A 26,691-nucleotide genomic window follows, 5' to 3' on the forward strand; every position below is an offset into this window, starting at 1 on the left:
TAACGGGGAACAGGGCTGTAGAAAATGAATATACACGACTATGGGTTTTATCGGATTGCAGCAATAGTGCCTCCTTGCGGGGTTGGTGATTGTGCCGGAAATGCCGACCGGATTATCGGAGCATTACGGAAAAGTGCCGAAATGGGCGCCGATGTTGCCGTATTCCCTGCATTGGCCGTTACTTCGGCAAGCTGCGGCGTTTTTTTTGCGCAGCAGCCGTTACTGAATGCAGCGGAGGACAGGCTTGCGTATATCGTCCGGCAAACCGCCATGGATCCTATTATCGGCATAGTGGGCTTTCCGTTCTTTTTTTCGGGTAACATCTATAGCGCTGTTGCCGTTTTCAGTAGAGGCATTATTTACGGAATCGTACCGCTGGACGGAACTGTGCAGTCCGGCGTTTTTTCCCGCTATAGCGGAAAAAACACCTCGCTTATTGTTACCGGCCTACAAAACGCCGCCGTCCCGTTCGGTACCGATTTGTTGTTTGAAGTAGAAAAAAGCAGGTTTTCATTTACAATCGGCGGCGGTAAAGCTTTTGAAAACCGAAACACAGCCGAAGATAACAACACGGATGGCGGTACGCCGCTCGCCGATGCCGAGGGAATAAGCGGAGCTGCGCTTTGCATTGAACCGCTCGCACAGGCGTCTTTTGCAGGGTCTTTTACGGAACTCTGCCGCAGTGCTGCCGCCCGATCAAAACAGGAAAGAAATACGGTCATGTTTGTCAATGCCGGCTGGGGAGAATCTACAACCGACACCGCCTGTGCGGGGGAGCGCGGTATTTATGAAAACGGCGAACTGCTCGCGGCAGCAAACGGTTTTGAGCTTGCTGCTTTTAATAAAACAGGGGATTCCGGTTTTACCGGTTACGATGATGAAGCGGCTATTACCTTTGCGGATATGGACTGCGAAGCTCCCCGTATTGCCGGCCGGGCTTTCTCCGCCGCTTGCCGCCGGATTGCTATTCCCGCCATTCCTTCCCGCGGGATGCTGCTCGTCCGCCCGCGCAACCCGAATCCGTTCATACCGCTTGCTGTACAAAACAATGAAGCCGCATGGGAAAGTTTTTTCTCGCAGGTAACGGAGCTGCAAGCGCGCGGGCTTACGAAACGAATGCACCATACCGGCTGTAAAAAAACCGTAATAGGGATTTCGGGCGGCTTAGATTCTACGTTGGCGCTTTTGGTTGCAGTTCTTGCCGCACGGATACTCCGTCAGAATACCGATTCGGTTACGGCAATTACCATGCCCGGTTTCGGCACTACAGACAGAACTAAGTCCAACGCACTCAAGCTTGCGGAATTGCTCGGTTGTTCCGTTCTTACTGTCCCGATAGAAAAGGCGATGCTGCAGCATTTTGAGGATATCGGACACCCGGTAGACCTGTGCAATACCGTATACGAAAATGCACAGGCGCGTGAACGTACTCAAATTCTGATGGATAAGGCAAATCAGCTCGGTGCCCTGCTTGTCGGTACGGGCGATCTTTCAGAATCGGCACTCGGCTGGGAAACCTATAACGGAGACCACATGTCGATGTATAATGTCAATGCCGGCATCCCTAAAACGATGCTCCGCCATTGTATCCGCTATATTGCAGCGTATCCCGCGCCTTTTTTGCCGGATATTAAAAAACATACCGACTTCCGCGCTATCATAGAAGATATACTTAATACGCCGATTAGTCCCGAGCTGCTGCCTGCGCAAAAACAAGTCATTACGCAAAAAACCGAGGACATACTTGGCCCTTATGAGCTGCATGACTTCTTTTTATATTATCTTTTACATACGGATTTCAGCCCTGCAAAAATTCTTCTGCTTGCAGAGCATTGTTTTTCTACGGAACAGCGGTACAATCGCCAGCAAATACTCGGCTGTATGCGTATTTTCTATCGCCGCCTTTTTTCTCAGCAGTTTAAGCGTTCTTGTGCACCCGATGGCGTGCAGGTAGGATTCGGCAGCTTCTCTCCGCGCGGATCATGGCAAATGCCGAGCGATATGAATGCTGCCGTATGGCTTGCCGAACTTGAAAAATTGACAGAGGTGTGATACATTGTTTCAATGTTTCAAACAATTGCTGCGTGGATAGGGCATTATATTTCTTATTTTCCGTTAGTTATTTTTATCAGCTTGTTTCTCGGCGGGTTTAATCTTCCGATTTCAGAGGATATAATCGTTATCACTTCCGCAGTGCTTTGTAAACAAGAAAGAGCTTCCATCCCCGCCTTTTATGCCGCCCTTTATTTTGGAGCGGTACTTAGCGATTACCTTGTTTATTTTTGGGGCTGGCTTTTGGGGCGCGGCAGGATTTCCGGTAGATTTTTTTCTAACCTTATAAGCGAAAACAATATTACCCGTATTTCCAATGCACTTAAGCGGCACGGCTTTTTTACCTTTTTGTTCGGGCGGTTTATTCCTTTCGGCGTACGCAATGTTATTGCGATGACATCGGGTTTTGTCGGTTTTCCGTTCTATAAGTTCGCCCTTTTTGACGCTATTGCAGCCGCTTGTAATATTTCGGCTCTATTTTGGCTGGTCTACTTTCTCGGACAAAGAGGAAGTCATTTTATGAAGATTATCGGAATTGTCTTTTTACTTCTTTTTGTCGGCTTTTGTATTTATATTCTGCGGTCGGATAAATTTTTTGCACCTTCACAAAAAAAGAACACAGCTCCGAATGATACTGACAAATCTTACATATCTATCGGTAAATAGGAGATAGTATGAATAAATTCGCAATAATCGGTTTGGGTGCATTCGGCGTCCGTATGTTGGAAGAACTGCTGCATTTTACCGATGAAGTTATTATTATCGATAAAGATCCCAATCTTATTAAAAAATACGAAGGAAAAGCGGTAAAAGGACATACTGTGAATATTACCGATGAAGAAAGTCTTCGTAAAAGTATTCCCCAGGGAATTGGTACGGCTATTGTTGATTTGGGCGGGCGAATTGAGCTTTCGCTCATGGTAACAAAGTATTTAAAACTGCTCGGTATTAAAGAGATTGTTGTAAAAGCCGAGACCGATCAGCATGAACATCTGCTGTCCATGGTGGGGGCAACCAAGGTTATTTTCCCTGACAGGGAGGCTGCAAAACGGGTTATGCCGATGCTGGCGTCTACTTTGTTGCTGAATTTTATGCCTATTTCGGCCGATCTTGCGCTGGCGGAAGTAAGTGTCAATGAAAAATATGTCGGAATGACCCTTCTTGAAGCAAATTTACGGAAAGAGCTCGGTTTAAATGTCGTTGCAGTACGGAGACAGGAATCTGAAACCTTTGAGTTTATTGAACCTGATTATCGTTTTGCGGCCGATGATATTCTTTTGTTGGCAGGGTCGGAGGAGCATATCTTTGCTTTTTCACGTCATAAAGAAGATTTGCATAAAAAAGAACATGTAAGTCTTTTCCGTATGCTCTTTCCGCGCTTTCATCTGTAAAACTCTATAAATATCCCGCGGTAAAATATAATAAATTATCAAGGCATAAATTATCAAGGATATTGACGTTGTATTTGATTTATGACATCATAACTAACTATGCGGAAACTAAAGAAAAGCTTTTTGGCTGTTGTAATGATATGTCTAACATCAGTTCCTCTTTTTGCCCATGACTTTAGTTTTGGCGTAAAACTTTTCGGTTTAACTATCCATCCTATCGGCGCTCTTAATTACCCGTTTTTTCCGCTGAAGCTTGACTCTGAGGGTTTTGTTGTTTTTAATCCCGGTGTAACACTTAATGCTGAATATTTTGTATGGCGGGATATTATTTCTATCAAAGCGGTACAGGGATTGTATGGAGATTGCGCAATGCAGTTTGCAGGCTTTTCCCATATCGGGTTTCGGATACGATTCTTGAAAATCAAGCGTTTTTCGATGAATGTAGGTATAGGTCCGACATTTTTATATAAGCGGAGTTGGTATAGATTGCCCGGTTATAACGATTCTTTAGAGGCATATAAGGGGACAAAGGACGAAGATTGGCAATACCTCTTTTATTGGTACGCCGGTGAAATTGAAACGAATATTCAGGTAAATGACAATTTTGATGTTTCCATTACCGTTATTCCGGGTGTACCGGATATAATTAATATCAGTACAGGTTTTCGATATAATTATCACGGAAAGGAATCTTAGGCTGCAGTAAGGTGTCTAAAAGCCGATGTAAAATCCGTCAATCCGAATGAGGTTTCTTCTTTTAGATTTCAATTTCGTTTATTCTGCATTCAGCATACGGCCAAAAGAAATGAGCAATAATGCCGCTTGTAAGCAGCGGAATACCGGCAAAGCATAGCAAAGAGAAGCGCTGTGGCATAGAGGTCAGCGTTGCTGTTGTTATGACGATGCTTAACAACAGTATGTTAAAAAACAGTATGATAACCGTGTTGAGGTTATGCTTAACAGCAGTAGCAGGGGTGTCCCAATAGAGTTTAGGATGAGCGGTATCTAATATCAACGCAAGCAGATTACAGAAAAGAGTAAGAGAGAGTGCAATAAACAGTGCCGCGGCAGCAGTCAACGGTTTTAAAGAAAAAAGGAGGGTGATACCTCCTACTCCGATAAATGCGCCGGTACCGGCAAAGAGCATTGCATGTACGAGCTTTGCTTGCATGTACTGCCTTATCGAAAGGGGCAAGCTTTTAATAAGGCCGAAGTTTTTTGCATCACGGGAAACAGCTGTCACGGCAATACCGGCTGACGAACCCAGAAATGCGCCGCATCCCCCTGCAATCAAAATACCTGAACTGCTCTGCATAAAAGCTTCCGTTTCAGGAGGCAAATGCAGTGAGCCTGTGAGATACATAATGCCGTAGAGAAGCGGCAGCAGCACAACGATAAAAGGGCCGTTTAAAAGGTAAGCCGGCTCGCGGTTCATCATGCGGACTTCCCTCATGAGCAGCGCAGTAAAGGCGGAATGCTGTGCGAACTTACTGCGGATAAGCTTTACCGTTTCGGAAGCTGTAAGACGTTTTAATAGCTGTTCGTCAAACCCGTCGAGCGTTTTTTCATACACACCGGAAAGCAGACCGATAACCGCAGCCGGAACCGCAATACAGACTGCGGTAAACGGTAAAAAAGAACTGATCCTCGCAGAAAAAGAAGCTGCTGCAAGAGATTCTGCAAAAAAACGAACCGGTAACAAATAGCGTGTAAGAGCGGAAACAGTCAACCGGTATCGTTCAACGGTATTCGCTAGGCCGGGAATTTCGCGCAACATAGTAACCGATTGTACAAAGTAGTTAATTCCGAGCGCCATTACGATACCGAGTAATCCGGTAATCATCATCATGAGCCGCCGTTTTTTTAATATCTTTGTTGCCCTCATAACACTTATGTTGATCAGATAGCACAGCCCTGTAATCGGCAGCGGAAAAAGCACGGCGCCGATTAATGCCGTTATATAGAATGAAGCGGGGGAGTGTTCACAACGTCCGTATACAAAGGCGGTAACTCCGAAGAAACCGATTGAAATCACCATAGCAGGTAAACAATGGGCAAGGAACTTTGCGCCGAAAAAAATACGGGATGGAATGGGCATTGCCCGCAGTGCTTGCTCGATGGTGCCGATAAAGTATGTAGAAAGCGTCAGTAAAAAATTGGAAATAAACAGAAAGGCAAAGAGCGCCGTGATTTCTATTTCAAAGAGGAGCCGCTGCATGCCTAACGGCTGTAAGCTCATGTAGAGATTTATTGTGACCATCCTAAACAGCATGATAAAACATCCGCCGATGTATATCAAAAAAAGAATAAAAAGCCCTGTTTTAACGATAGATGCGGTCTTTCCGGTGTGTTCGGCAGTGCTGCGGTGAGTACGGGTGCTTCTTTCCCGAATAAAGTTTTGCCACCGGCTAAATCCGAATACCGTTATCGCATAGATGCGGAATAGAGATTTAAAAACGGCGGCAGACCGTGTATCTGTATCGGTTCTTTGGTGCATGAACGTAATCCCCTTGCCGGTGCCATAGTTTATCAACTTGTTAGATTGGCAGCTTTTGATAAGCTTGATAAGCGATTTTTATCACTTCTTTGATGATATTTCAAGCCGATAATCCGAGTATATGGGGCGGACGTACCCAAAAGTTTAAAACACTTGTCTTGTAATTCATATCTTGAATGTTATACTAAACCTATGTATTGACTATTTTCCGGTTCGCGTATAATATGTAATATCTTTTTGTGATTTAATTATGAATAGGGGGGTTACCTTATGGCAGTGCCAAGAGCTAAAACGTCGAAAGCACGCACACGCCGCCGCCGAGGAATAAATATGCGGTTAAACGCGCCTCATCTTGTGGAGTGTGCCAATTGCGGCAATTTAATCTTATCTCACCATGTATGTTCCAAATGCGGTTTTTACCGAGGGCATCAGGTTGTTGATCCGGATACATTAAATTAAGAGAGGATTTTCTTTATGGACGAATTGTTTGCTCAAATTCAAAAGCTGATTGCAGAAAAATTGGAAATTGATGCGGATAAAATTACGCTCGATTCTTCTTTTCGTCAAGATCTCGGCGCCGATAGCCTTGATACGTATGAATTGGTGTATGCAATCGAAGAAGAGATGGGGATAAAGATTCCTGACGGAAAAGTAAGTGAATTTGAAACCGTTAGGGATGCTTACGACTTTATTAAATCTCAATCAAAGTAATATTGCAAAGGATGTCGTTCTTGTTTCCTTTTAAATATGTTTTAGAAAAACAGCGGAAGCAAGAACTGCTTACTTTTCAAAAAAACGCAGTATGTAAATTTAAAAATATTAGTTTATTAGATATAGCTTTTCATCATCGTTCATTTTCAAATGAGCACAGCGATTTCCCTATCAATAACGAACGGCTTGAATTTTTGGGCGATTCCGTACTTGGTATGATTGTCGCAGCGGAGTTGTATCTTGCTCATCCTGAAAAACCGGAGGGTGATCTTGCAAAGATAAAAGCGGCCGTTGTTTCCGAAGATTCTCTTTTTCCGATCGCACTGAATCTCAATATCGATAAGTATTTGATGCTGGGACACGGAGAAGAGGTGTCGGGTGGAAGAAAGAAAAAAGCTTTGTTGGCCGATGCTTTGGAAGCGCTTATCGGTGCATTGTACTTAGATTCGGGGTTTAAAGTTGTTCAGCGCTTCGTATTGAAAATTATTGAACCTCAGATGCAATTGGTAGAACAAAATAAACACCGATATAGGGATTATAAATCCCTGCTCCAAGAGTATGTGCAAAAAAAATACCGTATTATTCCTAAGTATTTACTGGTAGAAACGCATGGGCCGGATCATGACAGGGTATTTCAGGTAAAAGTTGTCATTAAAGATAAGGAATATGAACCTGCTTTAGGAAAAAGTAAAAAAGAAGCGGAACAAGCAGCGGCGGAAATCGCTTGGAAAGCCTTGTCTCTGCAAGTAAGGGAGTAACTATGTTTTCATTTACAAAAAAAGATTCGGAAGCGGAAAAAAGAAAGTCAACGCCTGCGGCAAGCGGTATTGCATTTCAAGTCAAAGAAGTGGAATCCTTGATGGCTGCTGCGGAAAGTATCGCTTTAAACATCAAAAGCAGAATAACCGGCGCATCGCAGGTCATTTTTAAAAACCTCAAACAAGAACATCAGTTTGAAGCCTTTACCGAAAGTATCCGCTCTATTCTGGATTCTATTTTATCCGTTCAAGAGCAGCTGCAGGAAGTGCACAGCTGTACTACCGCATTGGAAGATACGGCCGGAAAAGCGAGTTCTTCCGTAGAACAAATAACCGATTCGGTAAATCATGTTGCAAATATTGTTACCGATAGAATTTCGGTAACTTCTCAGTTAACCGATGCCGTCGCAAAAGGCTCGTTAAAGGTAAAGGACTTATTTACGGTTATCGACAGTCTGAATCAGAATATCGATGCGGTTAAAGATATTATCGGTTCAATAAACGATGTCAGCGCACAGACAAATCTGCTCGCAATGAACGCTGCAATCGAATCCGCTCACGCCGGAAAGGCAGGATTGGGGTTCGCCGTTGTTGCAGGAGAAATCAGAAAGCTCTCGGAGGCAACAGCCCTCAATGCGGCGGACGCTTCCAAGACGCTAAAAAATATGCTTGAAGCTCTTCAGGTGGCGCGGAATACTGCCGATGAGACACGCACTGCGATGATACTGATCGGTAATTCCGTAAATGAAACTACCAGTTCTTTTGTTGAAATTTCTTCCGAGATGAATATGCTTGCGGGGACCAGTACATCGGTACGTGATGCAGTTATGCTGGTTCCGGAATCTGCTGCGGATTTGAATAACCGTGCGGATACGGCTATTGAACATGTCAATAAAATAGCCGATCAAGCGGACAAGGGAAAAACTATGCTGGTTAGTTTGCAGGCAACAGCAAAAGAAATAAACGATTTAATGAGCAGTGCGCTGTTTAATATGAACAGTATTATCGACAATACCGTTACGATTGATTCTACCGTCGAAAAAGGGGTTGATCTTGCAAATGGAAAGGCGATAGCTGACGAACATACTATGCCGTTTGCACTGATTGTATTAAAACATCTTGGCTGGGTTACAAAGGTGCGGGCATTAATCGACGGCCGCCTTGATGTAAACGGAATTGAATTGGGTGATCATAGAAAATGCGATTTGGGACAATGGATCGATAAAAATGCACCGCGGTACGAAGGGTTACAACAGCATCCCGAATTCAAAAAACTTATGGTGCAGCATGAGCAGCTCCATAATCTGACCAAAACAGTCGTTAGCCAGCTTAAAACACTGTCGAGAACCGAATTGGAGACCTCTTATTCAAAATTGTTGGAGCACTCCACATCGGTTATCGAGAGTTTAAGTATATTACGTCAATTTATCGAAAGTAAACGGTATACGAAAAAATAACGTTCTATAGTTGTGCCAGCGGTATATGGTATACGCTGGAACAATTCCGGCAGACAATCTCAAGCGGGTCGTCTGCCGTTTCTTTTAAGTTTTTAAGTTCGGCTTTCGGCAGTGTCCGCAATGCTTCCAAATAATAGTTCTGCGAGCACGGGCAATCGAACTCAATGTTCCGTACGGCAACCGATTGAGGGTTAAACTCCCGTAAAAGCCCGAAGATGATGTCTTCGCAGTTGCCTCCTTCAGCGAACCAGTCGCCGAGCGGGGGGCAGGCTGAAAAAGCCCGCTCCATGCTGATAACGGTATCTTCAATTTCTTCTTCCGTCTTTACTTGTCCTCTCCGGAAGGTTCCGCCCGTAATCGGCATCCGCTGAATAAAAAAGCCTCCGGCGCCGACAACTCTGCCGATGCTGTCAAGACGGATACTGGTATTAAAAGCGGTGTAGAGTTGTTCCGATTGCTGAAAATACCATGCAAGATCCTTTGCAATATTTCGGTATTTGATTTCGACAATACTTCGCTGCGGCTCTCGTCCGCTTGTTTGATCAGATTCGGTAAACCGCGTAACGCTGATAATACCGTTGCCGAAAAAGGGGGCAAGATCCCAACTTTCAAGCGGTGTATTGATCGGAATAGGGTTTTGTAAAAGGTAGCCGCGTACAAATCCCCGCGAATCTGCTTCTACGGCAAAGCCGGTTGCGGGACCGTCCGTTTCGTAGCGGAGCTGGAGGGTTTCGCGTCCTTTCATCGTTTGAATCATCAAGGCTGCGCAAAGTCCTGCTTGTCCAAGTACCATTGTTTCCAATATTCCTAACCGGTGCTGTGCGCGTATCCGGTTTACAAATCGTGTACCGTGGAAAAGCCCGCCGCGGAACAAACCGTCGCCTGCGGTAAAAATATGAAGTCCGTCTTTTTCCAGCTTATCCAGATGCTGTTGTAATGCTTTATCGTCAATAGATGCGTGTATCATACCGAATATGGTAATAAAATGAACCGGTAAAGGCAAGAGGTAAACGCATCGGAGAAGTTTAGCATAGCCGGTTACGCTCCCTTTTGGTGTATTCCATCAGGATGTTCGCCGTAAGGAGCATTTGCTAACAGGAGTTTAAGGCGGTTAAGCTGATTTACCTCGCTTGCGCCCGGGTCAAAGTCTATAGCTGATATCTGTGCATCGGGATAGCGGCGGCGTAATTCTTTAATCATTCCTTTGCCGGTAACGTGATTGGGGAGGCAGGCAAACGGCTGCAAACAGGCGATGCTGGAAACCCCCGACTTAATAAGCTCAACCATTTCGGCGGTTAGGAACCAGCCTTCTCCGGCGGCATTGCCTAAATCCAAAACTCCGCGGACACCCTTTGCAAGATTATATATCGATTCAGGTGCGGTAAAGCGCCGGCTTTTATTCAGCTCCTTTTTCATTCCATTGCGGTACCGTTCTATATACCAGATTGCTATGTGGTATTTGAGGCGGTTAAAAGCGCTCGATTCCAGCGAGGTTTCGTAGTAAATCCCGTGAAATAGGGAATAGAAGAAGAAATCCATTAAGTCGGGCATGACACATTCCGCACCTTCCCGTTCAATAGTACCGACAATATCGTTGTTAGCCGTCGGATGGAATTTTACCAGAATTTCACCGACTACGCCGATACGAGGCTTTTCAGCTTGTATAAGCGGCAGCGTGTCAAAGTCATGGACAATATCGCGTACTACTTTACGGTAGTCCCGTCCTGACATGTGCTGTAATTCGGTCTTTATCCTGTCGGCGTAACGGCGATAAAGCGCATTTGCCGCTCCCTTTTCCTGTTCGTAGGGGCGGGTGCGGTATAATACACGCATCAGCAAGTCGCCGAGGCAGAGCGCTTTTAAGGCACGATCCGCCAAACCGAACGTCGGCTTAAAGCCTGAGTTCTTTTCAATTTGCTGAGCGCTTAATCCGATTACCGGAATATATCCCAGTCCTGCATCCTCCAATGCCCGCCGGATGAAGCCGATATAGTTTGTCGCGCGGCACCCGCCTCCTGTCTGCGTGATGATGAGCGCCGTTGCGTTGAGGTCGTATTTTCCCGACTGCAGCGCCGAAATCATCTGCCCCGCCACAATAATGGCCGGATAGCAGGCATCATTGTTCACGTAGCGCAGTCCGCAGTCGATTGCTTGCGGATCGGTATCCGGCAATATGACGAGATTGAAGCCCGAATGCCGAAAGGCTGCTTCCAGTAAGTCAAAGTGAATGGGAGCCATCTGCGGCGCGAGGACGGTATACCGTTTGCTCATTTCTTCGGTAAATTCAACCCGCTTAAAGCCGCGGTAGCCCGGCGCTTTTGCGGTTGTTCCTTTGCTCCGTTCACGGATGGCGGCGAGTAAGCTGCGGATACGGATACGTACTGCGCCGAGGTTTGAACCTTCGTCAATTTTGAGCAGGGTATACATTTTTCCTTGCGCTTCGGTAATTTCCTGTACCTGATCGGCTGTAACCGCATCCAACCCGCAGCCGAAGCTGGTAAGCTGAATAAATGCGAGGTTATCCTGCCGCGCGGTAAATTCTGCGGCGCGGTATAGCCGGTTGTGGTATACCCACTGGTCGACAACCCGCAAGGGGCGGGGCAGTGTTCCCAAATGAGCAACGGAGTCCTCGGTTAATACGGCGAGTCCTAAGCCTGTCAACAGTTCAGGGATTCCATGATTGATTTCAGGGTCAAGATGATAGGGACGGCCGGCAAGTACGATACCGATAAGTCCCTGTTCTTTTATTTGCCGGAGCGCCGCCTCTCCTTGGAACTGTGTTTCTTTTTTTACCGCCTCTGCTTCTTCTTTAGCCTTCCGCACGGCAGCACGGATTTCGTCAAGCGTAATATGCCAGTATTTATTGAGCTCTTCGTGGAGGCGCTCTCCGAGCCGCTTTTCGTTATAGAGCGGCAAAAACGGATTGAGGAAACGGATATGCTCATCCTGCCGCAGCGCATCGATATTGTTTTTAAGCACTTCGGGATAACTCGTTACGACCGGACAGTTAAAGTGGTTATTAGACTTGGGGTCTTCCTGTGTTTCATACGGAATGCAGGGATAGAATATTGTCGTAATGCCTGCTTTTAACAGCGATTCGATGTGCCCGTGGGAAATTTTGCCGGGATAACATACCGATTCCGACGGAATGGATTCCAATCCCAATTCATAGAGTTTGCGGGATGAGCGCGGCGATAATTTTACCGAAAATTTCAGCTCGGTAAAAAGTGTAAACCAGAACGGATAATTTTCGTACAGGTTGAGTACGCGCGGAATACCGATTGTTCCTCGTTCCGCTTCGGCCTCCGTCAGCGGCTTATACGAAAACATCCGTTTATACTTCCAGTCGAAGAGGTTCGGCAGATTGCTGCCTTGTTTCTTTTTTCCAACCTTTAGCAGCGATTCTTTTTGCTGATTATTTTCTCTTTCGGCTATTTCGGCGCCGATTTCACAGCGGTTTCCCGTAATAAAAATACGGTTGCCTGCCGCAGGTGTATTAAACCGATTGATGGTCAAAAGACAATTGTTGGCGCATTTACCGCAACGGGAAAGTTCCAGTTTAACGGTAAGCGCATCAAGTCCTTCCGCCGGTAAGATATTCGAGCGGACATTGATATCCGCCCCCTGTTCTTTCCATTGATCACGGGCAAGGAGCGCGGCGCCGAAAGCCCCCATCAAACCGCTGATGTCGGGCCGTACCGCTTCTTTCCCCGTAGTTAATTCAAAGGCGCGCAGCACCGCATCGTTGTGGAAGGTACCGCCTTGCACAATGATTTTGTCGCCGATAGAAGCGGTATTTCTCAATTTGATTACTTTAAAAAGGGCATTTTTAATAACCGAATACGAAAGTCCCGCCGAAATGTCGCCAACGGATGCGCCTTCCTTTTGCGCCTGCTTAACACGGCTGTTCATAAACACCGTACAGCGGCTGCCGAGGTCGATGGGTTTGGGGGCACGGAGCGCCTGCGTAGAAAAATCTTTAACCGGCATGCCGAGCGAGCGGGCAAAGTTATCCAAAAAGCTGCCGCAGCCGGAAGAACAAGCTTCGTTTAATTGAATGGAGCTGATGCAGTTGTTTTTCATGCGGATACACTTCATATCCTGTCCGCCGATGTCGAGCAAAAAGTCAACGCCGGGCAGGAAGAAATCCGCCGCGCGGTGGTGCGCTATGGTTTCAACTTCTCCGGTATCGACGCCGAAAGCCGCTTGGAAAAGCCCTTCGCCGTAGCCCGTGGATAAAGAGCGGGCTATATGTGCGCCGCTCGGAATTTGTTTATAGAGGGATTGCAGCATAGTTACTGCAAGATTGACCGGGTTTCCCGCATTCGATTCATAGAACTGCCAGAGGATCCTTCCTTCGCGGTCGATGAGTACGGCCTTTGTTGTGGTAGAGCCTGCATCCATACCGAGGAATACCGGGCCGGACGCTTCCGCAAGGGGAGCTGTTTCCGCTCGTTCCCGTCCGTGCCGTTCACGGAACTCGGCAAGCGCCTCATCATTTTCAAAGAGCGGCGGAAGGCGCTGTACTTCCTGCATTTCCGCATCGGCAAGCGAACCCAGTTTATTCCGCAGAATTTCTACCGTTAAGGCGGCGGGATTGGTAAATACGGTTTTATCTGTTATTTCCGGCACGGCTTCCGGCCGGCTGCGGTAACCCGTCCGCATCAGTTGTGTCTGCGTCGGCGCCGTACAGGAAATTGCCCCCGATTCTGCGCCGTTATCGACAGCCCGATGGGATGACGGCCGCAGCGATTGATTGGTACCGGCACTGAGCGCTGCGCCGAGTGCGACAAAGAGCTCCGAGTTTTCCGGCACGATGATTTCATCATCTTTCAGGTGTAATGTTTCGATAAACCGCTGCCGCAGTTGGTCGAGAAAGTGTAACGGCCCGCCTAAAAAGGCGCAGCGCCCGCGGATGGGTTTTCCGCACGCAAGGCCGGAAATGGTTTGACTGACAACCGCTTGAAAGATACTTGCGGCGATATCCTCCCGCCGCGCACCTTCGTTGATGAGTGGCTGTACGTCGGTTTTTGCAAAGACTCCGCAGCGGGCGGCGATGGGATAAATCGTCGTTGCGTTTTTGGCAAGCTCATTCAATCCCGTTGCATCGGTTTCGAGAAGTGCCGCCATTTGGTCGATAAAAGCCCCCGTACCTCCGGCGCAGGTACCGTTCATGCGCTGCTCAACCGAATGGCCGAAGTAGGTTATCTTCGCATCTTCCCCGCCCAGTTCGATAGCGACATCCGTTTGAGGAATCTTTGCCTGCACGGCAACGGCAGCGGCGACTACCTCTTGTACAAACGGTACTGATAGCCATTTTGAAACTGCTAAACCGCCTGAACCGGTTACCCGAACCTGTAGTTGAGCATGATTGCCGTAAGTCTTTGCGACCGTATCTAAGGCTTCCGTTACCACCATGATAATCGTTTTACGGATATCTGCACGATGCCGCTCATATCGGCTATATACTACGGAATTGTCAGCGGAAAGAATCACCGTTTTTACCGTTGTCGATCCGACGTCTATTCCCATTTGGAGTTTATCGTTAAAAATCATGTCAACCATAGTGCCATATTGCATAAAAAATTACAAGGCAAATATTATAGTAGATTTTTTCGCATCAATAGAGCAGCCTGCACGGACGGATTGTTTTGTCGGTATCTTGAAAAGCTCCCTGCGTCTTTAGAGATACACTTATATTTGTTAAAAAAATGCCGATACTGATAAAGCAGAACGGGAGGATGTCTATGCTTAAAAATACCGCATTTCACGATAATCTATATCAGCTTGCAAAAATAATCAGTATTACCACCGAAGGTTTATCACTCGAATTGTCGGAGAATATGTTCTTAGACAAAATGGTCGGCGATATATCTTTTATATCCGATACGCTGCAATCGTTATTTGCCGAAGTTCAAAATCTTTCGCATTTGCCCGAATATCTGCCGATTATGCAGAGTTTGTATTCGTGCGAAACCGATTATTTATTGCTGTTAAAAGCATTTGCCGCTAAAACAATTGAAAAAGAAATCACCTTACCCGTACAGGGCAGTGATTTGAGCGCTTATTATAAGACTCATAGCGATACAAAAGACCGGATAGAAAAGCGGATTCAAGAAAGCGATAAAAATCTTGATGCGTATCAAATAGTTTCGCAAAACGAACTCAGCCAGCTTCTTTGTATCTAAGCAAACCGATATGCGCATAACAGGCGGAACACTGAAAAACCGGCAAGTCCAATGTCCTAAGGGAATTATTAGACCCGCAATGGATAGGATGAGAGAATCTCTTTTTGCAATTTTGGGCGATTTAGACGGAAAGTCCTTTTTGGATCTGTTTACCGGATCGGGTATGTGCGGGCTTGAAGCCTATTCGAGAGGGGCCTATCCTGTGGTATTGGTAGAAAAAGATAAGGATAAATTTCCGATTTTGTTAAAAAATGCTGCGCTTGCAGATAAAACACTTGAGTGTAAATGTATGCCGGTGGAGCTTTATCTGCAGCGTTCAAAAAAAAGTTTTGATATTATCTATCTTGATCCCCCGTTTCCGTACCAGTTTCATTATGACCTACTGTATACCATTGCCGAAAAACCGATTTTGGCTGAAGGCGGGCTTGCGCTCATACACCGCCCCAAGGAAAAAGACTTACCCGGCGAAATCCTTTCATTAACCCGCATCGACCAGCGCGCGTATGGTCGATCGATAGTGGATTTTTATCGAAAGACGACTTCCTTTTGAAAATATACGGTATATCTACTGCGTCGTACGCTGAAAATAAATGCTCAACGTATCATAGATACGCCTGTGCTTTATTTTCAGCTAGCTCCTTGTATCTATACCGTCTATTTTCAAAAGGCTTTTTTCGGAAATAGACGGCGCATCTGCTGCGTCGCCTTGCCAAAAGTGTACATCCTTGTACACTTTTGGCAGCGAGTTTCAGCATCGCTGAAACATCGCTTCTGAAGGAACCAGCGGCATCCGTGCCGCTTCTGAAAAATCCTCAACGTATCAAAACTGCCAAGGAGGGCAGTGGTTTCAAGCAGAAGCAAGTTTGCTCCTGCAAACTTGTAGCCCAAAAATGAACAAGGATGTTCATTTTTGGGCGTGCCTGCGGTACTTTTTTACCGTATTCCTTGTATCTACACCGTCTATTTCAAAAGGCTTACGGAAGGGCTGTTCAGAACCGCCACGGACGGCGGTGGTTCCATGCAGTAACAAGTTTGCTTGCAAACTTGTAGCCCACAAATGTGCAAGGATGTACATTTGTGGGCGAGGATGGCGGTGGTTCCATGCAGCAGCGATGTTTTTGCAAAGCAAAAACTCGCCGCCAGCGAATGTACACGGAGGTACATTCGCTGGCAGGTTTACCTGCGCTCGCGGGCGAAATGAATGTTGGAAACATCGAGCTGCGGAACACCTTCCGGCAGTGCAATATCCGTCGCATTCATAGAATCGGCGATAGCCTGAGCCATAGAATCAAGCTCATAGCCCTTATCGGGACTCATAGTCGACGCGATGGTGATACGTTCATTGAGAATTTCCATATCATCCATATTCTTTTCAATAAATTCCTGAATAAGGTCGCCCGACCGTACCGCCCATGAACCGTTTTCTACAATAGCGATTTTTCTATTCTGTAAATTCAAGAGTCTCATGTGATCCAAGAACTCATGAATCGGCGGGAAGATATTCAGGTTGTACGTCGGGGAACAAATGACGATATGGCTGAACTTAAAGGCCTCGGAAATCAGATACGACACATGTGTGCTCGATGCATCGTACACCGACACATTGGTAATGCCTTTTTCGACGATCTTCGACGCAAGTGCAAATGCAGCCGATTCCGTGTTTCCGTAAATGGAACCGTACACCAGCAACACGCCCTTTTCTTCCGGCGTATAGGTTGCCCAGTGCAGGTATTTATCGAGGATATAGGGAAAGTTATCTGCTTCCCATACCAAACCGTGCAGTGCGCAGATATACTTAATCTTCGGCAAGAGGTCAAGCTTGAGCACTTTACCGACCAGGTGCATAACTTCGGGGCCGTATTTACCGACAATGTTTGTCAAATAGCGCCGTGCTTCGTCTATCCAGTCTCGTGGATAGTTTACTTCTTTTGCAAAGAGCTTTCCATCCAGCGCAATAAACGAACCGAACGCATCTGCAGAGAACAGCACACCGTTGGTTACGTCAAGAGTAACCATAACTTCCGGCCAGTGCACCATCGGCGCTTCAACAAAGGCAATGGTGTGGTCTTCAAAGGTGCGGGTATCACCTTCTTTTACGGTATCCGTTTTGTAGTCGTCGGGATTATAGGCAAACTGGCGCATCAGCATAAAGCCTTTTTCCGTAGAGATAATCGTCGGCGCCCATTTTTCCAACACGGTGGTTACGGAAGAAGAGTGATCGCATTCCATGTGGTTTACAACCAAGTAGTCAACCTTCTCACGTCCGTATTTTTCAAGCAGATAGGTGATGTTTTCCATCAGCTGCGGGCATGACGTCCATTCCGCCGTATCAAAGAGGATGGTACTCTTTTTATCAAACAGAAGATATGCGTTATAGCTTACACCGAGGGGTATCGGGTGCATATTTTCAAACAATGTTAAGCGGTGATCGTGGCCGCCGACCCACCACACATCTTTTGTAACTTCACGTACACTGTACATAATAAACTCCTATAAAAACTTTTGTAGGATGTTTGAACATCCGAAAAAGTTTTTAGCCGTGCGCGTTACGCGCACACGTAAATAATCAAGTTTGCAACGCAAACTTGAGATAAAAAGCGGCGGCGACATTTCAGACGGCGCTTTTTATCAAACTCCTTTTTTAGTTGTTGCGGAATGTCAGCTTGATAAAGCGATCCTTTGCCTCACCGCAATCGGGACAGGTAAATTCGGGATCGAGATGCTCGAACAAGGTTTCCGGCGGAATATCCGCGTCCTTATTTCCTTCTTCCGGTACATATTTATATCCGCAGCCCAAACAGACATACTGCGGTCCGATCCGTGACGGACGCGGTATGGGAGCCTTCTTAATTTTCGGATAAGGGAAGGTCAGTTCTTCTTTTGAAAGTGCATTTAATTCTTCAATCAGAAGCGGAACAACTTCTTCCAAATCGCCGACGATTCCGTAATCGCAGTGGGAGAAAATCGGTGCTTTTTTGCTTTTGTTAATCGCAATAATGCGGGAAGCGTCTTTGATGCCCTTTAAATGCTGAATAGCCCCGGAAATACCGATTGCAAAATAGAGATTGCCTTTAAATTTTTGACCGGACATTCCGACATAGCGCTGCACCGGAACGTATTTTAAGGTCTCCGCTGCGGGACGGGAAGAGCCGATGGAGGCGCCTGCCGCCTTTGCCAAGTCTTCTATTAAATGCCATGTTTCCTTGTCTTTTACGCCGCGGCCGCCTGAAACACCGATCGGAGCCATTGCCATAAGTGAATTGATATCCACATCTTTGTAGAACTTAAAGCGTTCCACTTCAACCAACTGCTGAACCAGTTTGTGAACCTTTTCTTTCATCGTATCGCCGTCGGGGAAGATACGTTTGCGCATTCCGGTAATCCCGATTCTCGGATCGCCTTTTAATCGAGCTACTGCCATTTCATTCTCCTTAATACTGAATTAATTTTTATTTTGATAAACGGATACGGAGCTGTCCAAAAACTGCAAGCCTATCGGTTTGTTCTGTACGGAATTTATCATCGTATCCGCTAAAACGGAGTGCAAATCTGTTTTGGACAGTTCCCTTAAATTTAACAGTTATTGCCGGTTTGCCTTACCGAGTTTTCCCAAGATCTTAGATGCAATAACAAGGCGCTGAATTTCGTTGGTACCTTCGTAGATGGTGGTAATCTTGGCATCGCGGTACATCTTCTCTACCGGAATACCCTTAATGAAGCCGGAACCGCCGTGAATTTGCAGTGCGTCATTCACCACTTCAAGCGCGATATCCGATGCATACATCTTTGCCATCGCAGAATCGAGGCCGTAATCCTCGTGATTTTCTTTCTTTTCCGCAGCTTTATAGATCAAAAGACGGGCAGCTTCGATCTTTGTCAGCATATCGGCAAGCTTGAATGCAAGGTTCTGCTGTGCGCCGATCGGCTTACCGAACTGTTCACGAGTGCGGGCATATTTTACGGCTTCTTCGTAAGCGCCTTGTGCAATACCGAGTGCTTGACTTGCGATACCGATGCGTCCGCCGTCAAGCGTCTTCATAGCGATTTTAAAGCCTTCTCCTTCCTTGCCGAGTAAGCGGTCGTGCGGAATCGTTACTTCGTTAAAAATAAGTTCCGAAGTTGCAGAGGTGCGAATACCGAGTTTGTCGTAGTGCTCGCCGAATTCAAAGCCGGCATCACCTTTTTCTACGATAAATGCACTGATACCTTTGGTACCGGGAACATCGGGGTTTGCGGCAAAAATAACATACGTATCCGCTTTCGGTGCATTCGTAATAAAAATCTTGGAGCCGTTCAGAATATAATTGGAGCCGTCATCGATATATTCGGTTTCGGTTCCGCCGGCATCGCTTCCCGCATTCGGTTCGGTTAAACCGAACGCCCCGATCTTTTCGCCTTTTGCAAGCGGTACCAGATATTTCTGTTTTTGCGCTTCCGTCCCGAATTCCGCAATCGGATATGCGCCTAATGATGTATGGGCGGAACAGATTACGCCGATTCCTCCGTCAACGCGGGATAGCTCTTCCACAACAATCGCATAGCTGATAACGTCGAGTCCTGCGCCGCCGTATTCTTTTGAATAGGGAATACCCAACCAACCGTGAGCCCCCATCTGTTTTACCTGATCTTCCATCCACGCATCTTCAACCGGACCGCGGTCTTTTTCAAGCACAATAGGTTTTACTTCTTTTTCCGCCCATTCGCGAACTTGCTTCCGTAACGCTTCGTGCGCTTCTGTCGTTTTGAATAACATAATTGACCTCTCTTCTAAGTGTATATGCGCTCCATATAAGTTATAAAGCTGCACTTCATTCTTATTTTAAAGCAGGTATAAAAGATTTGTCAACTAAAAATTAAGAATTATTCCTATTTTTTAAAGAAATTAGAATCTTAGGGTAAAAATATCGAATATCAATTTTTTGATGGATGTTGATTAGACTAAGAGTATAGGGAGCGCTATAGATTATGGCTTTTTTTATATTCGCGGGCGTTGACGATATCGTCAAGAACAGCATCTTGCTGTTTCAGCCCCTCAGCTTTCCATTCGACTTCTTTCCGCTCCCGCAGCTTCGTTACAATGAGCCGTTCTTGATGCGCCTTGATATAGATTTTCCGCATTTTTTCGATAACGAGCTCCGCTTCTACCAGCGCTTTTTCCTGTTTCTCGCGGTCATTATGGAGTCGTTCCAAGTAGTTTTCGTGCAAGGCGAGCTCAGCAGGGGTTTTAAGGCTTAACCCAAGTGATCGGCGGGTTTTTATTTCTTCCTGTGCGATTTCGGTCAGGCGCAATACAATCGCTTCGCGGGCGGCAACGGCACGTCCGAGGTTGGTTTCCGCTTCTTTTTCGCGGAAGGTTCGGATATCCAAGAGCTTTTGAAGAGAAAATTGAAATTTCTTCATAGGGGATTATTCTTCCGTGTAATCCGCAGGCGGTTTTTCGATTTCAGCTTTGTATAAATCGGCGGCTTCGGACGGCATCAAGTATTTTTTTGCCGCGCCTGCGCCCGCTTGGAAACTTTCTTCATTCGGTATGTCGATATGCGTAATCGCGCTTAACTGCTCCAGCGTTTTTTCGATGGGCGCAGGGTCGTTTACCTCTTGCTGTAAAAAGGTTTCGATTTTATCATGATGATCGATGGCTTCGTCGATGGCGGGATTGCTGCCTTTTTGATAGGCGCCGACTTGAATCATATCTTCGGCATCGGCATAGACGGCCATCAGCTTACGCATATATTGAGCCGCTTTTTTGCTGCATTCTCCTGCAACGCGGTTTGCCAAACGGGAAATACTGCCGAGCACGTCGATGGCGGGATAGTGTCCGCACTGCGCAAGTTTCCGGTTGAGTACGATGTGGCCGTCCAAGATACCGCGTACCGCATCGGAGATCGGTTCGTCCATGTCGTCGCCGTCTACGAGTACGGTATAAAAGCCGGTAATGGAACCCTTTGCAGACGTGCCGCTCCGTTCAAGCAATTTCGGCAGCACTTCAAAGACGCTCGGAGTATAACCGCGGGTTGCGGGAGGCTCTCCGATTGCAAGGCTGATTTCGCGCTGCGCTTTGGCGAAGCGGGTAACCGAGTCAAAGAGGAGCATGACGTCCTTTCCTTGGTCGCGGAAGTATTCGGCGATTGCGGTTGCCGTGTATGCGCCGCGGATACGGGTAAGCGGGCTGGTGTCTGATGTCGCGGTTACCACGACCGAATGTTTCAGCCCTTCCGGACCGAGGTCGTGTTCCAAAAAGTCGTTTACTTCGCGGCCGCGTTCACCGATCAGCGCAATCACGTTGACATCGGCGCTCGTATTCCGTGCAATCATCCCCATCAAGGTTGATTTACCGATGCCGGAACCGGCAAAAATGCCGATGCGCTGCCCCCTGCCGACGGCAAGGAGCGCGTCGATGGCGCGGATACCGGTTACGATGCGTTCTTTAATAGGGCGCCGTTCCAGCGGATCGGGCGGCTGAGCAAGGATGGGGTAGTGAAGGGGAGAGTAGGGTTCCTGTTTGCCGTCGGCCGCCCTTCCCAGTGAATCGACAACGCGGCCGAGCAATACCGAACCGACGGGAACGGAAAGCGTCGTGCCGCTTGCGATTACCTCGCAGCCGATTTCCACACCCTGTATGTCCTCATACGTCATCAGCTGTACGGTTGAGCCGTTTAAGCCGATAACCTCAGCGATGATACTCTGCGTGTTATCTTTGAGATTGATTCTGCACAATTCCCCGACAGAGGCTTGCGGGCCGCGGCTTTCGATAAGCAGTCCCTGCACACGGCTTACAACGCCGGTGCGCTTAATAGGCTCCGTTTCGGAAACTGCGGCAAGGTATTTATCAAAGATAGATGTCATAAGCTATTTTCGATTTGGAGAACCGTCGGAAGAAGCCGCCCGTGTCCGTATCGGAGATATTTCCAGAATACGCTGTTCAAGTTCATGCAGCTGCGAGGAAATACGCGCATCCACCGAACCGAAGTCGGTTTCGATGATACAACCGCCTGCATCTACCGATAAGTCCTCTACGACGGTGATATTTTTGATATTCTCTGCCGCTGCCAAGAAGTCCTTGGTATGCTCGCTGGTTAAGCCGACATCGGCGAGGTTTACCCGTATAATGACATCGGCGCGTCCTTTTACCTTGCGCAGCGCATGGATAATGTTCGACGTTACGACATTCCGCTGATTTTCGGAGATTACTTTTACAATCTTTCGGGTCATCAGCAGTACGAGGTCGACAATCTGCTGCTCTGTTTCCGCTAAAATCTCTTCGCGTTTATCCATCGTGCGTTCGATCATCGTATGGAGCCGCTCTATTAAGCGGGTTACTTCGACTTTTCCTTCTTTAAATCCCGCTTCCCGCCCCGCATCGAAACCTTCGGTAAAAGCCTTTTTTTGCGTTGCCGCCTCGGTTTGTTCGGCCTTGTCGATAATGTCGGCAGCTTTTTTCTCCGCATCGCTCACGACCTCTTGGGCTTGTTCGCGGGCTTTTTGTGCATCGATCTGCGAAACATCCATCTGCCGCTTTGCTTCTTCAAAAGCGGTCTTTTTTGCGTTTTCGATAATTTCGTCGGCTTCCCGGTGAGCGTCGGCAATGAGCTGCTCTTTTTCAAGTTCCCATTGCCGTTTAAATTCTTCCGCTTCGTTTTTGAGATCCTCAAGCGTCGGTCCCTCGGGTACAGGCGCCGCTTCTACCACCTCGGCAGCAGCCGCCGGTTCAAAGGTTTTCGCTAAAGTCAGCACCATATCGCCGTTGAGCTTTTTAACTTCAAAATCACGAAAAATATTTTTAGCCACTTTCAGAATCTCCTTTTGCCGATCTAACTACGCTGCTTCGGTTAGACAATCATCTCGTCTTCGTCGGAACGGGCAATAACGATATCGCCGTTGTCTTCCAAGTGCCTGATAATCGAAACAATCTTTTGCTGCGCTTCTTCGACGTCTTTCAAACGGGTCGGCCCCATGTATTCCATTTCTTCTTTTAACATGCTTGCCGCACGCTTGGACATATTTCTGAATATCTTATCCTGTACTTCGGTATCGACAATTTTAAGCGCTTTTGCAAGCTCTTCACTGTTAACTTCACGCAGTACCTTCTGAATGGAACGGTCGTCGAGCATAACGATATCTTCGAATACGAACATCCGTTTCTTGATCTCTTCCGCAAGGTCGGGGTCTTGATCTTCGAGCGACTCGATAATCGTTTTTTCGGAAGACCGGTCGACAAGGTTGAGAATTTCAACGATGCTTTCGACACCGCCCGCCGCCGTATAATCTTCGCTGGAGAGGGTAGAAAGCTTCTTTTCAAGAACCCGTTCAACTTCGCGCAAAACATCGGGCGAAGTTCTGTCCATCGTTGCAATACGGCGGGCTACATCGCTTTGAATTTCATCGGGCAGGTTTTGTAAAATAACCGACGCTTTTTGCGGTTCCAGATATGCAAGGATGAGCGCAATGGTTTGCGGGTGTTCCTGCTGAATAAAGTTCAAAAGATGCGCAGGGTCGGTGCGGCGGATAAAGTCGAACGGACGTACCTGCAGCGAGCTGGTAAGCCGGTTTATGACCTCAATCGCCTTTTGGCTGCCGAGGGATTTTTCCAATAATCCACGGGCATAATCGATACCGCCGGTTGTAATAAAGTTTTGAGCTGCCATGAGCTCTTGAAATTCCTGTAATACCGCTTCTTTCAGCTCGGATTCAACCGTTTCGGTACGGGCAATTTCAAACACGAGTTTTTCAATTTCATCCTCGCGCATTTGTTCCATGATTTTAGCGGAGATTTCCTCTCCGACTGCAACCAAGAAAATTGCCGCCTTTTGCCGCCCGTTCAGGGATTTTATATCTTTCTGCTTTTTGCTGTTTGCTGCATTCGCTTTTTCTTTTGCCGGTGATACTGCCATACTATTCCTCCATCAACCACGTGCGCAGCAGTAATGCAACATCTTCCGGATGCTCACGCGCATTGTTTATAACATTTTCCAACAGTTCGCGCCGTTTCATCTCTTCTACGGACATTGAAACTTCCATGCCGGCCTGTTCAGCCTCCCATAGCGCCTTTTCGCGTTCGAGCTGATGCTGCCGTAAAAGCTCTTCTTCGCGGAGCCGTTTTCTGCGTTCGATTTCGCGGCTGACAATACGGTAAACGATAAAGATGAGCAGCAGGAGCGCCAATCCCGCTAAGCTGATCAGCAATATCCGCTGCCGCTGAACGGATCTGAAATAAGCATTATCCTCTTTTTCAAATTCCGCCAAGCGGTCAAATTGAATATTGAGGACGCTTACGGAGTCGTTCCGAAGCGCGCTGTATCCGATTGCAGCTTGAACGGCCTGCGTTGCTTTTTGCAATTCATCATCGGGAATGGGGATATATTCGCGTTCAATCTGTCCGTCTTTAATTACGAGATTGCCGTTTGCATCTTTCTTTTTGCGCCACTGTCCGTCGATGTTGACCGATACGGTACGGCGTCCCATTTCGGGGCTGACAATTTCCGAGGTTCTTCTGCTGCCGATTTCTTCATTTGTTTTTACAATCGACTGCGTAGATAATCCGGTTAAATTGCTCGTGTCCTTATATGAAGGGGCGGTTTGCCCTTCGACTCCCGCGGGGCCTTCCGGGTTAAAACCGGTACCCTGATAGGTTGTCGTAGCGGTTTCAGAAGAGCGGGTAACCGAGGCGCGCACCTCCGATTCATCGTACGGCGTTTCAGGGTTGTCCGCTCTAAGCTGGAAGGGCAGATATTCTACCGTTTCGGCCGTTTTTTCCGACATATCCATATCGATCTTAATGCTAAGATCCCGGACACGATCGGTGCCGTAGGTCTTTTGCAGAATATTGAGAATTTTGATCTCATACTGCGTTTCCAGTTTTGCGATAATCTTCTGCTGTTTTTCAATGATGGACAACCGGTCAAAGTCTTTTAATCCTGCAAAATCGTTGAGGATGTTTCCGCTGTTATCGGCAATAGTGATATTGTCATCGGTTAACCCTTCGACAGCGTACTTTAAGAGCTTTTGAATGCCTTCAATCTTTTTGCGGTTCGTGCTGATGTCGCTGCCCGGCTTGGGATACAGGATAACGCTGGCCGTTACCGGATTTTGATCCGCTTGAAAAAGTTTATCTTCCGGCAAGTTTACAACGACGCTCGCATCATCCACATCATCGAGCGCTTTAATGTGCTTGCGCACTTCTTCGATAACGGCGCGCCGTACGTCGATGTTCCGTTCAAAGTCCGTACGTGTCCAGCGCTCTACGTCGAATAACGCCCACGGATCGGTGTTTTGAGGAATGAGATCTTCGCGCAATAGGATGGCGCGCATTCTGCGGGCTGTTTGTTCGTCATTAACGGAAATGATACCGCTCTGCGAAACCGTTGCTTTTACATTCTCTTCATTCAGTCTGAGAACAATACGCTCCCTGACTGTTGCATCCGTTACCGGAGTATCGATGAGCGGTACGAGCGAGGGCTTTGCCGACCATGATGCAAGCAGGACGATAATGACAACCGCCGCAACAATGACGGCTGCCAAGATACCCTTTTGGATAGGAGTCCATTTGCCCCACAGTGTTTTGATTTGCGTTAGTGTTTTTTTAAACCATTCGTTCATGTGTCCTCCCCTTACAGAACGAACCTGCTACAATAGACCTGTTCGATAACTCTGTTATCGAACAGGTCGACGAGTTCTAAATCGCGCAAATAGCACAATTTAGAACATCGCATTCCAAGGAACCTGTTCTGAAACTGAAGTTTCCGAACACGTTTAATAATTATAACAGCTCCATTATCTGGTTATGGTAATATCATTCCAACTTTTTACAACGCGGTCGATCAGTGTCTGTGCAATTTTCAGCGACATACCGGCTTCCGCCATTGCGATGGTAATATCGTGTACGTCTACGGATTCCGGATCTACAATCATCTGCTGTCCGAGTTCCTCAGTACGCTGTTGTTTTGCATTTATTTCGTCAAAGGCTTTAAGCAGGGTTTGCTCAAAGCTCATCGCCTTTTTATTGACTGCCGTATCGACTAAGTCCGTATCCGAAACCATGCGGCTGCGGAAGTTATCGACGGCAACCGGCGTGATTGCCGGGTTTTTCATAATAGCCGGTACCTTATACAAGGTTGCCGTATTAGTGATCGTCATAAGCGCTCCTTTTTAAGACTTTTCCGTGTATACCGAACTGCTAGCGTCCGATTTCGAGCGCGCGCTGAAACATTTCTTTTGAACCTTGAACAACTGCCGCATTCGCTTCGTAAGAGCGGGAGGCGGAGATAAGGTCAACCATTTCCGTTACGATATTGACATTCGGGTATTCCACATAGCCCGCTTTCGGCCCCGAGACAATCGCATGAGGATGGTCGGGCTCATAAGAAAGCCGCGGTTCGGAGTTATCTTTTTCTATACCGGTTACACGGACTCCCGTACCGACTCCTCTATCCATATCGGACGAAACAAAGGGAAGCCGCCAATCGATGCCGTCGTTTTTCTGCGCAAGGATGACACGGCTGCGGCGGAAATATCCGCCTTCCTGTGAACTGGTAGTGGAAGCGTTCGCGATGTTATCGGAAATAACATCCGTCCGTAACCGTTCGGCGCTCATACCGGTCGCCGCTATGTTGATACTGCTAAAGATACCCATTTGCCGCT

Annotated in this window: 23 protein-coding genes; 10 read left to right on the forward strand and 13 right to left on the reverse strand. The window is 47.1% G+C overall.

All coding sequences use genetic code 11. From position 1 onward, the window contains the following. Nucleotides 1-24 precede the first annotated feature (24 nt). The 4 genes from HMPREF1222_RS01045 (at nt 25) to HMPREF1222_RS01060 (ending at nt 4,139) form a co-directional block, all read left to right on the forward strand. Complete coding sequence (locus HMPREF1222_RS01045) at nt 25-2,052, forward strand: NAD(+) synthase (RefSeq protein WP_016517842.1); 2,028 nt, start codon at nt 25-27, stop codon at nt 2,050-2,052. Nucleotides 2,053-2,064: 12 nt separating this feature from the next. Next, a complete protein-coding gene (locus HMPREF1222_RS01050) occupies nt 2,065-2,718 on the forward strand; it encodes a DedA family protein (RefSeq protein WP_016517843.1) in 654 nt (217 codons plus the stop codon). Nucleotides 2,719-2,726: 8 nt separating this feature from the next. Continuing rightward, entirely contained in the window at nt 2,727-3,443 is a 717-nt protein-coding gene (locus tag HMPREF1222_RS01055; RefSeq protein WP_006189362.1) for a potassium channel family protein, read from the forward strand. A gap of 135 nt (nt 3,444-3,578) precedes the next feature. Then, entirely contained in the window at nt 3,579-4,139 is a 561-nt protein-coding gene (locus HMPREF1222_RS01060) for a hypothetical protein (RefSeq protein WP_244870091.1), read from the forward strand. Between the two features lie 61 nt (nt 4,140-4,200). Here HMPREF1222_RS01060 and HMPREF1222_RS01065 read toward each other — a convergent pair whose 3' ends face one another. Beyond that, complete coding sequence (locus tag HMPREF1222_RS01065) at nt 4,201-5,940, reverse strand: putative ABC transporter permease subunit (RefSeq protein WP_016517845.1); 1,740 nt, start codon at nt 5,938-5,940, stop codon at nt 4,201-4,203. Nucleotides 5,941-6,210: 270 nt separating this feature from the next. Between HMPREF1222_RS01065 and rpmF the strand changes: the two genes are divergently transcribed. Genes rpmF through HMPREF1222_RS01080 form a run of 4 tightly spaced genes read left to right on the forward strand, consistent with a single transcriptional unit; the run spans nt 6,211 to nt 8,866 of the window. Next, the gene (rpmF, locus tag HMPREF1222_RS12425; protein ID WP_016522149.1) at nt 6,211-6,399 is read left to right on the forward strand and encodes a 50S ribosomal protein L32; all 189 of its coding nucleotides are present in this window, start codon (nt 6,211-6,213) and stop codon (nt 6,397-6,399) included. Between the two features lie 15 nt (nt 6,400-6,414). Then, entirely contained in the window at nt 6,415-6,651 is a 237-nt protein-coding gene (gene acpP / locus HMPREF1222_RS01070) for an acyl carrier protein (RefSeq protein WP_006189366.1), read from the forward strand. A gap of 20 nt (nt 6,652-6,671) precedes the next feature. After that, complete coding sequence (gene rnc / locus HMPREF1222_RS01075; RefSeq protein ID WP_006189367.1) at nt 6,672-7,409, forward strand: ribonuclease III; 738 nt, start codon at nt 6,672-6,674, stop codon at nt 7,407-7,409. A gap of 2 nt (nt 7,410-7,411) precedes the next feature. Then, entirely contained in the window at nt 7,412-8,866 is a 1,455-nt protein-coding gene (locus HMPREF1222_RS01080) for a methyl-accepting chemotaxis protein (protein ID WP_016517847.1), read from the forward strand. A gap of 4 nt (nt 8,867-8,870) precedes the next feature. Here HMPREF1222_RS01080 and HMPREF1222_RS01085 read toward each other — a convergent pair whose 3' ends face one another. Together HMPREF1222_RS01085 and HMPREF1222_RS01090 are read right to left on the reverse strand one after the other, a co-directional pair. Next, nucleotides 8,871-9,833, reverse strand: coding sequence for an Hsp33 family molecular chaperone HslO (locus HMPREF1222_RS01085; RefSeq protein WP_016517848.1), 963 nt, complete (start codon nt 9,831-9,833; stop codon nt 8,871-8,873). Between the two features lie 71 nt (nt 9,834-9,904). Continuing rightward, entirely contained in the window at nt 9,905-14,422 is a 4,518-nt protein-coding gene (locus tag HMPREF1222_RS01090; protein WP_038076758.1) for an acyl-CoA dehydratase activase-related protein, read from the reverse strand. Between the two features lie 191 nt (nt 14,423-14,613). Here HMPREF1222_RS01090 and HMPREF1222_RS01095 point away from each other — a divergent pair, with 191 nt between their 5' ends. Both HMPREF1222_RS01095 and rsmD read left to right on the forward strand, forming a co-directional pair. Beyond that, complete coding sequence (locus HMPREF1222_RS01095) at nt 14,614-15,054, forward strand: hypothetical protein (RefSeq protein WP_006189371.1); 441 nt, start codon at nt 14,614-14,616, stop codon at nt 15,052-15,054. A 10-nt stretch (nt 15,055-15,064) separates the two neighbouring features. Beyond that, nucleotides 15,065-15,604: a 16S rRNA (guanine(966)-N(2))-methyltransferase RsmD gene (gene rsmD / locus HMPREF1222_RS01100; protein ID WP_016517850.1), complete on the forward strand. Its 540-nt coding sequence runs from the start codon at nt 15,065-15,067 to the stop codon at nt 15,602-15,604. 626 nt (nt 15,605-16,230) lie between these two features. On the opposite strand, the gene HMPREF1222_RS01105 is transcribed toward rsmD, so the two are convergent. From HMPREF1222_RS01105 to flgC, 10 genes are all read right to left on the reverse strand, one after another. Further along, entirely contained in the window at nt 16,231-17,535 is a 1,305-nt protein-coding gene (locus HMPREF1222_RS01105) for an FprA family A-type flavoprotein (RefSeq protein ID WP_016517851.1), read from the reverse strand. Nucleotides 17,536-17,695: 160 nt separating this feature from the next. Continuing rightward, nucleotides 17,696-18,475, reverse strand: coding sequence for an FAD-binding protein (locus HMPREF1222_RS01110; RefSeq protein ID WP_006189374.1), 780 nt, complete (start codon nt 18,473-18,475; stop codon nt 17,696-17,698). A gap of 159 nt (nt 18,476-18,634) precedes the next feature. Further along, nucleotides 18,635-19,807: an acyl-CoA dehydrogenase family protein gene (locus HMPREF1222_RS01115; protein WP_006189375.1), complete on the reverse strand. Its 1,173-nt coding sequence runs from the start codon at nt 19,805-19,807 to the stop codon at nt 18,635-18,637. Nucleotides 19,808-20,010: 203 nt separating this feature from the next. Then, nucleotides 20,011-20,454: a flagellar export protein FliJ gene (gene fliJ, locus HMPREF1222_RS01120; RefSeq protein WP_016517852.1), complete on the reverse strand. Its 444-nt coding sequence runs from the start codon at nt 20,452-20,454 to the stop codon at nt 20,011-20,013. 6 nt (nt 20,455-20,460) lie between these two features. Then, nucleotides 20,461-21,900, reverse strand: a complete 1,440-nt coding sequence (fliI, locus tag HMPREF1222_RS01125; protein ID WP_016517853.1) for a flagellar protein export ATPase FliI — start codon at nt 21,898-21,900, stop codon at nt 20,461-20,463. 3 nt (nt 21,901-21,903) lie between these two features. Beyond that, nucleotides 21,904-22,842, reverse strand: coding sequence for a flagellar assembly protein FliH (gene fliH / locus HMPREF1222_RS01130; RefSeq protein ID WP_016517854.1), 939 nt, complete (start codon nt 22,840-22,842; stop codon nt 21,904-21,906). Between the two features lie 41 nt (nt 22,843-22,883). Continuing rightward, nucleotides 22,884-23,945 (reverse strand): flagellar motor switch protein FliG, encoded by a 1,062-nt coding sequence (gene fliG, locus HMPREF1222_RS01135; RefSeq protein ID WP_016517855.1) that lies wholly within the window; start codon nt 23,943-23,945, stop codon nt 22,884-22,886. Nucleotide 23,946: 1 nt separating this feature from the next. Further along, entirely contained in the window at nt 23,947-25,650 is a 1,704-nt protein-coding gene (gene fliF / locus HMPREF1222_RS01140; protein WP_016517856.1) for a flagellar basal-body MS-ring/collar protein FliF, read from the reverse strand. A 174-nt stretch (nt 25,651-25,824) separates the two neighbouring features. Continuing rightward, nucleotides 25,825-26,187, reverse strand: coding sequence for a flagellar hook-basal body complex protein FliE (gene fliE / locus HMPREF1222_RS01145; RefSeq protein WP_006189382.1), 363 nt, complete (start codon nt 26,185-26,187; stop codon nt 25,825-25,827). A 40-nt stretch (nt 26,188-26,227) separates the two neighbouring features. Beyond that, the gene (flgC, locus tag HMPREF1222_RS01150) at nt 26,228-26,683 is read right to left on the reverse strand and encodes a flagellar basal body rod protein FlgC (protein ID WP_016517857.1); all 456 of its coding nucleotides are present in this window, start codon (nt 26,681-26,683) and stop codon (nt 26,228-26,230) included. Between the last annotated feature and the right edge of the window lie 8 nt (nt 26,684-26,691).

The organism is Treponema vincentii F0403 (assembly GCF_000412995.1).
Taxonomy (GTDB): domain Bacteria; phylum Spirochaetota; class Spirochaetia; order Treponematales; family Treponemataceae; genus Treponema; species Treponema vincentii.

Excerpts from the sequence above, each read along its gene's own strand:
- HMPREF1222_RS01045 (WP_016517842.1), top strand. The coding sequence starts at position 25 with ATGAATATACACGACTATGGGTTTTATCGGATTGCAGCAATAGTGCCT.
- HMPREF1222_RS01050 (WP_016517843.1), top strand. The coding sequence starts at position 2,065 with ATGTTTCAAACAATTGCTGCGTGGATAGGGCATTATATTTCTTATTTT.
- HMPREF1222_RS01055 (WP_006189362.1), top strand. The coding sequence starts at position 2,727 with ATGAATAAATTCGCAATAATCGGTTTGGGTGCATTCGGCGTCCGTATG.
- HMPREF1222_RS01060 (WP_244870091.1), top strand. The coding sequence starts at position 3,579 with ATGATATGTCTAACATCAGTTCCTCTTTTTGCCCATGACTTTAGTTTT.
- HMPREF1222_RS01065 (WP_016517845.1), bottom strand. The coding sequence starts at position 5,940 with ATGCACCAAAGAACCGATACAGATACACGGTCTGCCGCCGTTTTTAAA.
- rpmF (WP_016522149.1), top strand. The coding sequence starts at position 6,211 with ATGGCAGTGCCAAGAGCTAAAACGTCGAAAGCACGCACACGCCGCCGC.
- acpP (WP_006189366.1), top strand. The coding sequence starts at position 6,415 with ATGGACGAATTGTTTGCTCAAATTCAAAAGCTGATTGCAGAAAAATTG.
- HMPREF1222_RS01080 (WP_016517847.1), top strand. The coding sequence starts at position 7,412 with ATGTTTTCATTTACAAAAAAAGATTCGGAAGCGGAAAAAAGAAAGTCA.
- HMPREF1222_RS01085 (WP_016517848.1), bottom strand. The coding sequence starts at position 9,833 with ATGATACACGCATCTATTGACGATAAAGCATTACAACAGCATCTGGAT.
- HMPREF1222_RS01090 (WP_038076758.1), bottom strand. The coding sequence starts at position 14,422 with ATGATTTTTAACGATAAACTCCAAATGGGAATAGACGTCGGATCGACA.
- HMPREF1222_RS01095 (WP_006189371.1), top strand. The coding sequence starts at position 14,614 with ATGCTTAAAAATACCGCATTTCACGATAATCTATATCAGCTTGCAAAA.
- rsmD (WP_016517850.1), top strand. The coding sequence starts at position 15,065 with ATGCGCATAACAGGCGGAACACTGAAAAACCGGCAAGTCCAATGTCCT.
- HMPREF1222_RS01105 (WP_016517851.1), bottom strand. The coding sequence starts at position 17,535 with ATGTACAGTGTACGTGAAGTTACAAAAGATGTGTGGTGGGTCGGCGGC.
- HMPREF1222_RS01110 (WP_006189374.1), bottom strand. The coding sequence starts at position 18,475 with ATGGCAGTAGCTCGATTAAAAGGCGATCCGAGAATCGGGATTACCGGA.
- HMPREF1222_RS01115 (WP_006189375.1), bottom strand. The coding sequence starts at position 19,807 with ATGTTATTCAAAACGACAGAAGCGCACGAAGCGTTACGGAAGCAAGTT.
- fliJ (WP_016517852.1), bottom strand. The coding sequence starts at position 20,454 with ATGAAGAAATTTCAATTTTCTCTTCAAAAGCTCTTGGATATCCGAACC.
- fliI (WP_016517853.1), bottom strand. The coding sequence starts at position 21,900 with ATGACATCTATCTTTGATAAATACCTTGCCGCAGTTTCCGAAACGGAG.
- fliG (WP_016517855.1), bottom strand. The coding sequence starts at position 23,945 with ATGGCAGTATCACCGGCAAAAGAAAAAGCGAATGCAGCAAACAGCAAA.
- fliF (WP_016517856.1), bottom strand. The coding sequence starts at position 25,650 with ATGAACGAATGGTTTAAAAAAACACTAACGCAAATCAAAACACTGTGG.
- fliE (WP_006189382.1), bottom strand. The coding sequence starts at position 26,187 with ATGACGATCACTAATACGGCAACCTTGTATAAGGTACCGGCTATTATG.
- flgC (WP_016517857.1), bottom strand. The coding sequence starts at position 26,683 with ATGGGTATCTTTAGCAGTATCAACATAGCGGCGACCGGTATGAGCGCC.